General features: G+C 38.7%; 8 protein-coding genes. 1 reads left to right on the forward strand and 7 read right to left on the reverse strand.

The window, feature by feature from the left end:
* Position 1 precedes the first annotated feature (1 nt).
* The gene (locus HEQ19_01855) at positions 2-1,219 is read right to left on the reverse strand and encodes a hypothetical protein (GenBank protein ID WYL98454.1); all 1,218 of its coding nucleotides are present in this window, start codon (positions 1,217-1,219) and stop codon (positions 2-4) included.
* A 331-nt stretch (positions 1,220-1,550) separates the two neighbouring features.
* On the reverse strand, positions 1,551-3,053 hold the full coding sequence (locus HEQ19_01860; GenBank protein WYM03202.1) for a site-2 protease family protein: 1,503 nt from the start codon (positions 3,051-3,053) through the stop codon (positions 1,551-1,553).
* Positions 3,054-3,223: 170 nt separating this feature from the next.
* Here HEQ19_01860 and HEQ19_01865 point away from each other — a divergent pair, with 170 nt between their 5' ends.
* Positions 3,224-3,895: an MBL fold metallo-hydrolase gene (locus HEQ19_01865; protein ID WYL98455.1), complete on the forward strand. Its 672-nt coding sequence runs from the start codon at positions 3,224-3,226 to the stop codon at positions 3,893-3,895.
* Positions 3,896-4,399: 504 nt separating this feature from the next.
* Here HEQ19_01865 and HEQ19_01870 read toward each other — a convergent pair.
* From HEQ19_01870 to HEQ19_01890, 5 genes are all read right to left on the reverse strand, one after another.
* Positions 4,400-5,638: an MFS transporter gene (locus HEQ19_01870; GenBank protein ID WYL98456.1), complete on the reverse strand. Its 1,239-nt coding sequence runs from the start codon at positions 5,636-5,638 to the stop codon at positions 4,400-4,402.
* A gap of 9 nt (positions 5,639-5,647) precedes the next feature.
* Complete coding sequence (locus HEQ19_01875) at positions 5,648-7,207, reverse strand: long-chain-fatty-acid--CoA ligase (protein ID WYL98457.1); 1,560 nt, start codon at positions 7,205-7,207, stop codon at positions 5,648-5,650.
* A gap of 6 nt (positions 7,208-7,213) precedes the next feature.
* Complete coding sequence (locus HEQ19_01880) at positions 7,214-11,803, reverse strand: amino acid adenylation domain-containing protein (GenBank protein WYL98458.1); 4,590 nt, start codon at positions 11,801-11,803, stop codon at positions 7,214-7,216.
* Complete coding sequence (locus HEQ19_01885; GenBank protein ID WYL98459.1) at positions 11,800-12,165, reverse strand: acyl carrier protein; 366 nt, start codon at positions 12,163-12,165, stop codon at positions 11,800-11,802. The genes HEQ19_01880 and HEQ19_01885 overlap by 4 nt, the downstream gene beginning before the upstream one ends.
* A gap of 422 nt (positions 12,166-12,587) precedes the next feature.
* Complete coding sequence (locus tag HEQ19_01890) at positions 12,588-13,178, reverse strand: FcoT family thioesterase (protein ID WYL98460.1); 591 nt, start codon at positions 13,176-13,178, stop codon at positions 12,588-12,590.
* Positions 13,179-13,226 lie beyond the last annotated feature (48 nt).

A 13,226-nucleotide genomic window follows, 5' to 3' on the forward strand; every position in this document is an offset into this window, starting at 1 on the left:
ATTAGCGATACTTTCTTGAGCTTGATTTTGAACTTCTACTAACTGAGTCAGGCCGCTCTTCTAAATTTGCACTTCCTTGAATTAAAGACTGAACCTGATTTTGCACCGTTACAAATCCGTCTAATTTCTCGGCTACGGTTTGCAATTGTTCTAATTGGATTTCGGTTTTACCTTCCACCAAATTAGCGATGCTTTCTTGAGCTTGATTTTGAACTTCTACTAACTGAGTCAGCCGCTCTTCTAAATTTGCACTTCCTTGAATTAAAGACTGAACCTGATTTTGCACCGTTACAAATCCGTCTAATTTCTCGGCTACGGTTTGCAATTTATCTAATTGGATTTCGGTTTTACCTTCCACCAAATTAGTGATACTTTCTTGAGCTTGATTTTGAACTTCTACTAACTGAGTCAGGCGCTCTTCTAAATTTGCACTTCCTTGAATTAAAGACTGAACCTGATTTTGCACCGTTACAAATCCGTCTAATTTCTCGGCTACGGTTTGCAATTTATCTAATTGGATTTCGGTTTTACCTTCCACCAAATTAGCGATGCTTTCTTGAGCTTGATTTTGAACTTCTACTAACTGAGTCAGCCGCTCTTCTAAATTTGCACTTCCTTGAATTAAAGACTGAACCTGATTTTGCACCGTTACAAATCCGTCTAATTTCTCGGCTACGGTTTGCAATTTATCTAATTGGATTTCGGTTTTACCTTCGACCAAATTAGCGATGCTTTCTTGAGCTTGATTTTGAACTTCTACTAACTGAGTCAGCCGCTCTTCTAAATTTGCACTTCCTTGAATTAAAGACTGAACCTGATTTTGCACCGTTACAAATCCGTCTAATTTCTCGGCTACGGTTTGCAATTGTTCTAATTGGATTTCGGTTTTACCTTGTACCAAATTAGTGATGCTTTCTTGGGCTTTATTTTGAACTTCTGCTAACTGTGTGAAACGATTTTCTAAATTTGCAGTTCCTTGAATTAAAGACTGAACTTTAGTATTGAGTAGTTCGGAATATTTCGTCTGCTGTGTATCTAGTTCTGTATTTATCTGATTTAGTTGCTTGCTTAACTGATTTACGACTTCCACAATTTGGATGAGATTTTCCTGAGCGGATGTGCTAGCACCTAGGTTCTTTTGAATTTGCCAAATGAATACAGCAATTACTGCTATTGATATTGCTGATAACGCAGAAAAAACTATTAGCACAATCTCCATTGTTTGCCACCACGCAAATATACTCAACTGTTTACATGTTTTAAGTATTTTATTGTACTTAAAGCATATAAATGATTATAATATCGTATCTAAAGTCATCTTGTAGAGCAGAAAAACTACTAATACAACAAAGAATCGAGAAATTTGGCTTTAAATTTTCACAATAGTCAAGGAAATACTGTATAGGTTTTGATCCGGGAAATAAATTGTCAGCCCAAAGCTTTAACCCATTTTAATGGTTTAAAAGACTACTGAGTAAGATTTGTAGGGGCGCAAGGCCTTGCGCCCCTACTTGGGGGAGACAATTGCATAGGCGAAGGTCGGCGTTAGGTTAAATTTGTAATAAACTAGCGATCGCCTGGGGTAATGGTAGCACAATGATGATCAACAAACCCATGATCAACAACCCCAAAATATCACGTCCGTTATCCAGTTCAGTGACATCATTGAGAGCAGGTTCATCAATTAATGGCATAAACCACAAAATACTTGCCCAGATGAAATACTGGGGAATTTCTGAAGGTGTTTGTCTGAACTGAATCAAACACACTCCCAGCAACAACAGGCGAGCAATTTGACCGATAGCTACGGCGTTGCGTTGTCCAAACATAGCATGGACAATGTGACCCCCATCGAGTTGTCCCACTGGCATTAAATTCAATGCAGTCACGATCAGTCCCAAAAAACCGGCGACGGCAACTGGATGTAAATCAATAGCAGATTTTGCTGTTAAAACACTTCCCAGTGCTAATTTTGAGAGTAATGCTAGTAAAATAGAATATTTAGGATCAAGGGCATTGGGATTCAAAATTCCGTTTTTTTCCGTCATATCAACCACATGAGAATGAGCCAAGCCCCAGATTAGTATCGGTAATGTAGCAATAAAGCCTGCAATTGGACCTGCAATACTAATATCAAATAAAGCTTTACGGTGAGGAATTGGACTACGCATTTGAATAAATGCACCAAAAGTTCCCAAGAAAAAAGGCATGGGAATAAAGTAAGGCAATGTCGAGCGAATTTTGTAATACTTAGCTGTCAGATAATGACCAAGTTCGTGGATACCCAAAATAGTCATTAGTCCTAAAGCATAGGGTAATCCCTGAACAAGAGCGCCAGGGTTAGATTCCAGTAACTTGGGATTAATACCAGCAATTGTTGCTCCTATCAAGGTAGTTGTGAGCAAAGTCGCCACTAATAACAATAACGCCAATCCTGGTCGAGTTACCCGTTCAGGTTGGCTGGTATTTCCCTGTTTAGCAGCTTGACTATTGGGGACTAGGACAAAGAAAGGTTTACCGTTGAGACCTTCTTGAAATATCAGCAAAAAGCGATCGCCAAATTCCGCTTCAATATTTGCCTTAATTTTCTGGTACGCTGCGCTGGGTGTAGCTCTTAACTGACCCCTACAGATAACAGCTTGCGGTCGATACTCAATGTTTTGAATATAGTATACAGCCCAGGGAAAACAATTTCGCAGCTGGGTTTCTTCCGTTGACTCAATGGTACGCACTGGCACTGGTTCTGCGGTAGGATGGATAGCTGATTGTGATTCAATAGGTGGGGCTTCAGTCTGTGTATCTTTTGGCGGTAGACGCCCCCATTGAAACAACAACCAGTATAACAGAATACAGACAATTGCTGGCCAAAGTATCAGCGACGGCGGTGGCGGCTGTTTCGTGCCATACATCAGCGTCCACCCGCTCAAGAGCAAAGCTGGCGTCATGAGAACTAGCCACAACAACCACACTGGTGTGCGGGTGCTGTGAGCGACGATACGCTGCACCATTAGATAAGTAGCCAATCCCAGTAGGAGGAGAAACCAAAGTGTCATGTCATCTTCAGTAATTTTGCAAAAATGTCCCACCGATAGTGTCAGCGCCACAGCCATCAGTCAGCGCCAGATCCAAAACCCCAATTTTTCCCAATGGTTAACAGTGTTTGTGAACTCTCAAACTCTGTCACCAGATTGTCCACAACTTCTCAGTTTCGGTTTTTTTGCTCATGTGTCCCTTACCTCAACAGCCGAGTCATATAGCCAAGCCACCACGGGCTGTGCTAGAAAGTATTTTTGCCTTTCCACCAAATCGGGACACATTAGGGGGAACCTCTTACTTTATTGTAAGAAATGAAAGTAATATCCTCATAGATTGCCCTGCCTTAGAACAGACAAATCTGGATTTTTTGCGATCGCATAACGGTGTACGTTGGTTATTCCTCACCCATCGAGGTGCGATGGGTAAGACAGCAGAAATTCAGCAAAACCTAGGCTGCGAGATTCTCATCCAAGAACAAGAAGCCTATTTATTACCCGGATTAACCGTAACCACCTTTGCTCAAGAATTTACTCTTGATGCAACAGCACAAGTGATTTGGACACCAGGACATTCTCCCGGCTCATCTTGCCTATACTACAGTGATTTGGGGGGAGTATTATTTTCTGGACGCCATTTACTACCGAACCTACAGGGCGAACCAGCGCCATTACCCACAGCCAAAACTTTTCATTGGCCTCGACAAATCAACAGCCTTCAGTCACTGCTACAAAAATTTACACCAGAAACTCTTAAGTATATTTGTCCGGGGGCGAATACAGGTTTTCTCAGAGGTAAAGGCGTGATAGATCAAGCTTATCAACGCCTCGCCTCCTTAGATTTGCCAGCCTTAAAAAGTTAGAAGTGAGGAGTGAGCGGGCCAGGAGTTAGGAAACACCCATTCGTGACAGGTTAAGACTAAATTAGGACTTACGCACTGTACAAATTTGGCATGGTATGCTTTTACCAAAATACGTTGTTTAAGGCTTTGATTAATTATTACTTTGATGGTAAACAGACCCGCGTTTTCGGGGTTTAGCAATGCGCTTTACCCCTACGAAATCTCCGGTTTTTTGCATACCATATTTTGTGTTTTTTGTCAATGCGTAAGTCCTATATTTTTGAAAAATAGACTTTTTTTACAATCTAATATAATTTTAAATTATATTTCTGCCAATTGTAGGCGATAAAAACTTATACTTGACCTGGTTCAAATAAGTAGCCAACCCTTCAGATTGCTTTTTTATTACTTTTTCAGCAACCCCTAATTCCTAATTTGTACAGTGCGTAAGTCCTAAGTTGGTTGATTGAAGAGATTGGTGACCAAAAAATACCACCTCTACAACCTGATCGGGTGACAACTTCGTCATTTGATGAAACGCATTGATGATTTTATTAATAAAAATAATCCTGTTAAAACTAGAGCGTTACCCGCCGTGGTAAATAGAATAGTAAGACTTAAATTGGCTAATAAGCCTGCCATAGCATAAGAAAAAGGGGTAATCCCAAAGGAAGAAAACATCACCAAGCTCATAACTCTACCTAATAACTCAGGCTGAGTTTGTTTTTGAACCCAAGTTATTCCCTCAACAACTAAAAACCCACTACAACAACTCAAAGCAGCAATTATCAAACTTACCCAGGATATATTTGTTATAAACCCTAGTAAGAATAAGCCAAAACCTTGGATAATAAAAATAGTTAATATCAACTTCCCTATCTGGGGATGAATTCGGGTTAATCCTGGTAATAAAGCTCCTAAAAGCCCACCCACCCCCCAAGCAGATCTCATAGTTCCCAATGCTAAAGCACCACCAGAAATACTACTATTTGCTAGTGATGTGCTACCAACTTCTAATGGACCAATAAAGAAAAAATTTAAGGCTGTCATTGCCAGTAAAACTAATTTCAATCCTGAATTGTGCCAGGTATAGTTTAGTCCTTCACGAATACCAATAATTAAACTAGCACTGTTAATATTTGAGTTTGAGATAGCAGTTTTCTTAGGTTTATTTTCCATTAGTAAAAGTGTAAAAGCACTTAATATAAAGGTCACAGCATCAATTGCTAAGGCTACACCAACTCCAATGTTGGCAATTAGCAAACCACCTAAGCCAGGTCCAATCAACATAATAATTTGGCCAGACACGAGGTTTAAAGTGTTACTAGCAGGTAACTGCTCCTCAGTGACAAGAGTAGGTATAATTGATTCTAGAGCTGGGATAAAGAAACCATCCACAAAGCCAAAGATGATGGCAAAAATATAAAGATGCCATATTTGCGTAGTTTGCGAAATGACTAGTGCTGTCAATAAAACTGTCAGTACTATACGGCAAGTATTAGAGATTAGCATGATAAACCGGACTGAAAAGCGATCGCTAATTACCCCACCAATTAGCATCAGCAAAGCTCGGGGAATAGCATTGGCCATAAGTACTGCTCCTAAACTTATGGGGGAGTTAGTTAATTGTATAGTTAGCCAAGGTAATGCTACTAGGTAAAATTGATCACCCAACAATGAAATGTTTTCACCTATAAAAAGGAGGAGGAAATTCCTAACAGTTAATGGCTCCCATAACGATGGAGACTTTTTTGATTTTTCCATGTTTAATAACTAATTACCTTTCCCATATTTCTCTCGCAGTTTACTCTTTTGCACTTTTCCACTTGGTGTTTTGGGTAAAGAGTCAGTAAATTCTACAGTTTTAGGGATTTTAAAATTTGCTAGTTTACCCTGTGCAAAATTAATTATATCGCTAGGTGTCGCACTCATTCCGGCTCTTAAAACGACAATAGCTTTAATAGTTTCTCCCCAACGTTTATCTGGAACACCAATTACTGCTATGTCCATAACTGCTGGATGTTCAAAGAGAACATTTTCAATTTCCGCCGGGTAGATATTTTCACCCCCGTAGCAAATCATGTCCTTAAAGCGATCACATATATATAAATAACCAGCTTCATCAAGATATCCTGCATCTCCCGTATGTATCCAACCATCAATTAATGTATTAGCTGTGGCTTCAGGTAATTTCCAATAACCAACCATATTTGCTAGTGATTTTATACAGATTTCACCCACTTTACCAACAGGTAAAATAGTAGTATTACTGTCTATAATCTTCAGATAAACCCCAGGTAAAGCTTTACCGACGGACTTTAATCTCTCTGAATCTCCAGATTCATGATCCTCTGATGATAAAGATACAGCACAATTTCCGGTTTCAGTCATCCCGTAGACTTGGACGAATTTACTAGGAAATTTAGCCATAGCCTCGGCTAATAACGTTTGAGCAATGGGAGATCCCCCATATACAATGTATTGCAGCGATGAAAAATTAGTTTCCTCTAATCCAGGTTCGGCCAACAAAACTTGCATCATTGCCGGTACCATAGCAATTTTTGTAATACTATATTTTTCAATAGCTTCAAAAACTTGAAATGCTATAAAAGCTTCTAGTAAAATATTTTCAGCACCAACTGCTAAACCGCGAATAGCCCACCATAAACCACCTATATGAAATATCGGTAATGTCAAAAGACTTTTATCACTTTCATTCCAATCTATCCAAGTTTCACCTTGTTTACCTATTTCTTGAAAAATAGCAAATAAACTGTAATGTGTTAGTTGGACACCTTTAGGACGTCCAGTTGTCCCACTGGTATACACTTGGACTGCTATATCATTTGGCTCAACAGTAATATTTATATCATGATTAATATTACCTAGTAGCCAATTATCATAATTCAACCATGTTTGTGTAGATTCTTCTAAAGAAATGATAGTTATACCATTAATGTCATCACTAATAGATGTGACTAACCTATGAAATTCATTGCCAACAAAAAGGATTTCTATATTAGCATCCTTGAGAATATAACTCACTTCTGGAGCAGATAAGCGCCAATTGATAGGTACAGTAACAGCATTAATTTTGGAGCAACCAAATAATATTTCATAGCTTTTTATCGAATCTTTAGCTAATAAACCAACTCGTGAATGAGATTTTATTCCTTGCGCTAAAAGTGCATGAGCCACAAGATTAGACCGAGTATTTAATTGTATGTAAGTTAGAGGATACCCCTTAAATATCAGTGCTTTCTTATCTGGAAATCGAGAGGCTTGCACACGAGTTAGATCTGCTAAGGTTGTAATTTCGTTGTTATAGTTCATGATTACTTAAAGTAATGGATAATTCAAAAAACCGCTGCTAATGAAATAGGAAAAGTAAGTCCCTATCAGTTTATCATTTACATGGGGACATCTATATATATTGTCCAGCCCATTTAAAGTATTTTCGCAATCAAATTTAATTTCTATTGGTTGATTTTTTAGTGTTTCAATCAATTGCAGAACAAGATACAATGGATTATCTTGTGCATCTTTTAAACGACGGGATAATTCCTTTCGCCAATTATCATAGGATAATAGCTCAACTGGATATCCAAAAGTACGAATCCATTCGGCTAAATCCTTCATGCGTGAGGAGTTATGATTAATTAAATGAAAAGCTTTGCCTAAAGATTTTTGCTGTCGAGAAAGATAGACAATCGCTTGACTAACATAATCTACGGGAATCATTTCTATTGTCGATTCATCCGTCAGCATAACTCCCAACTCAATACAGCCTTTGAGAAATTTGGCAAATAAGTCATCAGATGTATTACAGATACCTGTTTGACTATGACCTGTAATTCTACCTGGTCTATAAATACATACGGGTAGCCCTCTATCCCGTGCCTGCATAACTAACTTCTCTGCAACCCATTTACTCTGGATGTAACCACTATCTATATCTGGGGGGTAGTCAAGTGGATCTGATTCTTGAATTATCTGCTCCCTCGGATATGCAGATGAATCAAAAATAGATAGCGTCGAAATGTAATGCAAAGGTTTAGTTTTAATTTGAGAGGCTAATCTAATAATCTCTTGAGTCCCAAGAACATTGACTGCTTTGAGCATGGAGTAAGGATAAATAAAATTAACTAAAGCGCCATTATGGTAAATGGTATCTATTCGACTCGCTAATTCATGAAATTCCGGTTTCTGTAAACCTAAAAGTGGTTTAGAAAGTTCTCCAAGCACAGGAATTATCCTTTGGGAAAATTCTTGCTTCCAAAGAGAATACGCTTGAAGTTTGCTTTCAATTTTTTTCTGTGCTTCTTCTAGATTATGTGAACGAATTAGACAATAGATATTAGCTGAACTTTGGATAAGCAATTCATAGAGTAAATTTACGCCTAAAAAACCTGTCGCCCCAGTCAATAGGATAGATTTTGGTTCCTTAACATAGGAAATGGGTATAATATCCTCAATCAATGAGGGGTCTAAAACAGCTTCCTTCTTCAAGTCTATAGTTGAAAGTGGATTAATTGAACTGGATAAATCTCTCTGAGCCAGAGTATTTATAACTTGGGCAAATCCAGCCACAGTTGGAAACTGAAATAGGCAACGTAAGGGTATTTCTACAGAGAAAGTTTTAGAACATCGAGAAATGAGTTGTGTAGCTAAAAGAGAATGTCCACCAAGTTCAAAGAAATTATCGTCAACACCGATGTAGTCTAGTCCGAGAATTTCTGCCCAAATCACAGCTAACATTTCTTCGATAGGAGTGCGGGGAGCAACAAAATCTGTGGTAGAGGAAAGATGAGAATCAGGGATTGGCAAGGCGAGACGGTCTACTTTACCATTAGGAGTGAGGGGAAGAGCCGCCAAAATCATCAATTCAGTTGGGAGCATATACTCAGGCAGTTTAGTAGCGAGGAAGTGGCGCAACTGGCTGATTTCTAATGTCTGACCTGGATGTGGGACAAGATAAGCAACTAAGCGTTTATGATTGGGAATATCAACTCTGGCAATAACTACACTAGTTTGAACTTGAGGATGGTGACTGATTACAGTTTCTATTTCACTTAACTCAATGCGGAAACCACGAATCTTGACTTGATGATCAATCCGTCCCAGAAACTGAATATTTCCATCTGGTAAATAACGAGCTAAATCTCCTGTTTTATATAGCCGTTGAGGAATACTTGTATCTTGTGCTGTGTTGACAGAAATGAACTTCTCCTGTGTCAAATCAGGACGGTGAAGATAACCCTGAGATAAACCAGCACCGCCAATATAAAGTTCTCCATGAACACCAATAGGAACTGGTTGCAGATATTTATCTAATATATAGACTTGGACATTATGAATGGGTTTACCAATTGACAACCCTCCCCTATCTACTTCTTCCAGGGCTAAATCGGATAATTTACACAACGTTGTTACTACAGTTGCTTCAGTGGGTCCATAAGTATTTACTAACCGTGGGCTACTACCCACATACTCCAACCATGCTCTTAATTGGACTGGTGATACTTGTTCTCCACCAATAATTACCAATCGGAGGGTATCAGGTAGCAATAGATGCTCACGCACCAATTCTACAGTTAGTAAATGCCAATATGCTGTTGGTAAGTCTAATACTGTTAACTGCCAATCTTGGCACTTTTGGATAAACGTTGGCACAGAACTTAACATTTCATCGCTACGTAAAACTAGCGTTGCGCCACAACTTAAACAAGGATAAATTTCTTCCGCTGCGAGATCAAAACTCATCGAAGCAAATTGCAAAATGCGATCGCTGTTTGTTAATTCATATTCAACTATTGCCGTTTGGATGAAGTTGACTAAACAGTGATGTTGAATCATCACCCCCTTGGGTTGACCTGTCGAACCTGATGTATAAATTACATAAGCCAGATTTGACGGGCTAACAATGTCAACTAAATTAGTCTGACTTAACTCAGAAATGACCAGCCAATCACTATCCAAACAAACTACTTTTGCTGTACATTCCTCAAGCTGCGCCAAGTATTGCTGTTGAGTTAATACCACTAATACTTCTGCATCTGACAACATATAGTTTAGGCGGGCTTGGGGATAGGTGGGATCAAGTGGTACATAAGCCCCACCTGCCTTGAGGATGGCTAACATTCCCACTATCATTTCTAAACTACGTCCTATACACAGACCGACTAACACATCTGTCTTGACACCTTGAGTTTTCAAATAGTGCGCTAATTGGTTCGCTCGCTGATTCAACTCTTGGTAGGTCAGTGTTTGGTTTTCCCACACCAATGCTATTGCTGTTGGGGTGCGTTCTACTTGTTCTTCAAATAGTTGATGAACACTTTTATCCCTGGGATAATTTACCTGAGTATTGTTCCATTCCACTAGTAATTTATCTTGCTCTAACTTTGTCAATAGCGGTAATTCTGAAATCCGCTGCTGTGGATTGGCGACAATCCCTGCCAGTAGCGTGTGGAAATTATCTATTAATCGAGTAATTGTAGTCTGATTAAATAAATTTTTGCTATACTTGATCGTACCAATAAGTGAGTCTGATGTTTCTAATAAATTTAAGATTAGATCATTTTGACCTTCTTCCTGTGGTATTTGAAAAGGTTCAAGTAATAATCCACCCCAATTAACTCTAGTGTTTACTTGACTGGGGTTAAGTAAATCTAAAATTTCCCCTATTTGTGACACTTTTACGAGGTTGAAAGCAACGCGAAAAAGCGGTTTAAGGGTGGGATCACGGTGTAATTGCAATTTCTCAACCAATAAAGGGGAAGGATAATCTTGATAGCTGATCGCTTCCAAAACTGTCTGACGCACTTGACTAAGAAACTCTTGAAAGATGGGGTTACTGCTCAGATTCACCCGCAAAGCCAGCATATTTAAAAAGAAACCTACCGTTCTAGTCAATTCAGCTTGATTTCTGCAACTGCTTGGAGAACCAACAATAATATCTTCCTGACCTGTATACTTATGCAGCAATATTTGAAAGGCTGCAAGCAGAATCATATAAAGAGTTGCTCCTTCAGACATAGCCAACCCTGTTAATTGAGAGGCTAGTTCCTTATTTATTTCAAAGGTATAAGAAGCTCCTTCATCCTGATATATCTGAGATCCAGAGTTATCCGTAGGTAAATTTAACACTGGCAATTCACCAGATAACTTTTTTTGCCAGTAGTCCCATAACTTTTCACCAGTAGAACTTGCTAGCATCTTAGCTTGCCACTGCACGTAGTTCGTATATTGCCAACTAATGGGAGGTAATGAAACTTCTAAACCTTCATTTTCTGCCTGATAAAATAAACGCAACTCGTCTAGAAGAATCCCAAATGACAAGCCATCAACAGCAATATGGTGTATTGCTAGTACAAGGGTATGATAATGTGCAGATTTAGTAAACAGACTTACCCTAACTACTGGACCTGTTTCCAAGTTAAAGGGGCGCTGATATACCTCAATCACCTTTTTAATTAGTTGATCTTGGTTCCAAGTTGAGGCGTCAATTTCTTCAAAACATACTTCTTGGTATGCTTGAATTTCTTGAATAGGTTTATTACCATTTTGTAAAAAAGTAGTCCGCAGTGTTGCGTGACGAGTTATCAATAATTGGAAAGCTCGCTGCAGAGCAGGAACATTTAAATCAGAGTGGATGTGTGTGGTGAAAGCAACATTATAAGCAGCACTTTCTGGTGCAAGCTGGTACAAAAACCATAACCCTTGTTGTCCATGAGAAAGAGGATAAAACCTAGAAATATTCCCATTATCTTGCAGGAATGCTAGGATTTCTGTCTTATGTTCCTTAAGCTTTTTTAAGAATGTAGGAGTTAAAACATCCTGGGGAGCAAAATAGCGCAGTTGTTCACCATCTTTCCACAATTCCACATTCTGAGATGCAAGTTCTTGGAGAAATTCAACTAAATTCATACTTCACCTTCTATCCAATCAATTACATTACTTTCTGTAGAGACAGAGTTATCATTGTTAATTGTGGTTAATACTTCATCAACCAAATAATCGACCAACAAATCTAGTCTAGGATATTCAAATAGTAAAGTGCTACGTAACTTACTATTCAAAGACGTTTCTAGGAGAATTTTAAAATCAACAGCTTTTAAGGAATCAGTTATGATTTCAATCAAGTTTTGTTCTGGCTTAATATCGTTTACAGAAGACAAATTAAAAAATTCCACCAGTTGTTGGCGAATATATGTAAAAAGAATATGCTTTTTTTGCTCTTGTAAAGAAGCCAAGGTTATTTGTTGTTGTAATTCAGTAGTTATAGTCATACTTTACAATCAGAGTAGTTTTACGTGCAGTTAGAGGATGTTTGAAAAGTCCTCTTGTCGGTATCAAAAATTTGATATCCCCTTAAATCCACGCCAGTCGCTCCACTTTGGAGACCAAAGGATCGCGCTGGCTCCCCTTTTTAAGGGGGACTTTGATTCCGGTTCCCCCCTTAAAAAGGGACGTTAGGGGGGATCTCAAAGTGCGAAGATACAGGGAAATACTTTTGATGTGCCCAGGCTCTAGGTGCGGCTACACAGGCAAAACCTGCCGACCCAGGTTGGAAAAACCTTCTCTACGTTCCCGAAGGGCGCTCGTAGAGAAAATATTGTGTTAGTCCACGCAGGTGGACAATGCTAGTGTAGTAGCGTTGACGCAGTGTGCCGCAGGCAATTCTATTCGCCGAGAACTTTTCAAACATCCTCTAAGCAATTGCCCTTTCTTTGACAGGCTCAATGGTTTCTACTTCGTTTAATATGGCAATTGTAACATCACCTTCAGCCCACCCCTCATTATCATCATAGAAGGCACAAGAAGTTTTCAATATTATCAAATTACCTCGAGATGAAGACTTGTTAATTGATAGTAATCCTTGAAAACGCCTGGCGTTTATTTGTTTTTTGAATTTGCTGGAGAATTTAGCAATTAAACAATTACTTAGCTGGCGCTGTTTATATGTTTTTAAATCCCAATATTTCATGGAATCTAGTAATTTATTTTCAACTAAGTAAGCGACTAAAATGTAACACAACTGATTGTAACAAATGTTAAATTCTACCGCATTAAAGTGTCCTGTGTCATCAATATAGCAAGATTCCGGAATGGAAAAATCACCTTTAATAATCCATTCAGTCTCATCTATATTTTGCCATTTGTGAAGTGGTATTCCGTCCTTTGAATCTTGAATATGAGCATTTTTTAGATATTTGCAGTTATCTTTGTATGGCTCAAGAAACATATCCAATAAAAACTGGCTAACATCGTTTAGTTTTGGACTTTGCTGATTGCTATTCATGACTTTCATTCTTCCTTGTATTAGAGAGCGGAGTATATAAGTACATGG

The sequence above is a fragment of the Gloeotrichia echinulata CP02 genome (genome assembly GCA_038087035.1).
In the GTDB taxonomy this organism is placed as follows: domain Bacteria; phylum Cyanobacteriota; class Cyanobacteriia; order Cyanobacteriales; family Nostocaceae; genus Gloeotrichia; species Gloeotrichia echinulata.

Coding starts and splice junctions, on each gene's coding strand:
- HEQ19_01875 (WYL98457.1), bottom strand. CDS start 7,207: ATGAACTATAACAACGAAATTACAACCTTAGCAGATCTAACTCGTGTG.
- HEQ19_01890 (WYL98460.1), bottom strand. CDS start 13,178: ATGAATAGCAATCAGCAAAGTCCAAAACTAAACGATGTTAGCCAGTTT.
- HEQ19_01870 (WYL98456.1), bottom strand. CDS start 5,638: ATGGAAAAATCAAAAAAGTCTCCATCGTTATGGGAGCCATTAACTGTT.
- HEQ19_01855 (WYL98454.1), bottom strand. CDS start 1,219: ATGGAGATTGTGCTAATAGTTTTTTCTGCGTTATCAGCAATATCAATA.
- HEQ19_01885 (WYL98459.1), bottom strand. CDS start 12,165: ATGACTATAACTACTGAATTACAACAACAAATAACCTTGGCTTCTTTA.
- HEQ19_01880 (WYL98458.1), bottom strand. CDS start 11,803: ATGAATTTAGTTGAATTTCTCCAAGAACTTGCATCTCAGAATGTGGAA.
- HEQ19_01860 (WYM03202.1), bottom strand. CDS start 3,053: ATGACACTTTGGTTTCTCCTCCTACTGGGATTGGCTACTTATCTAATG.
- HEQ19_01865 (WYL98455.1), top strand. CDS start 3,224: ATGTGTCCCTTACCTCAACAGCCGAGTCATATAGCCAAGCCACCACGG.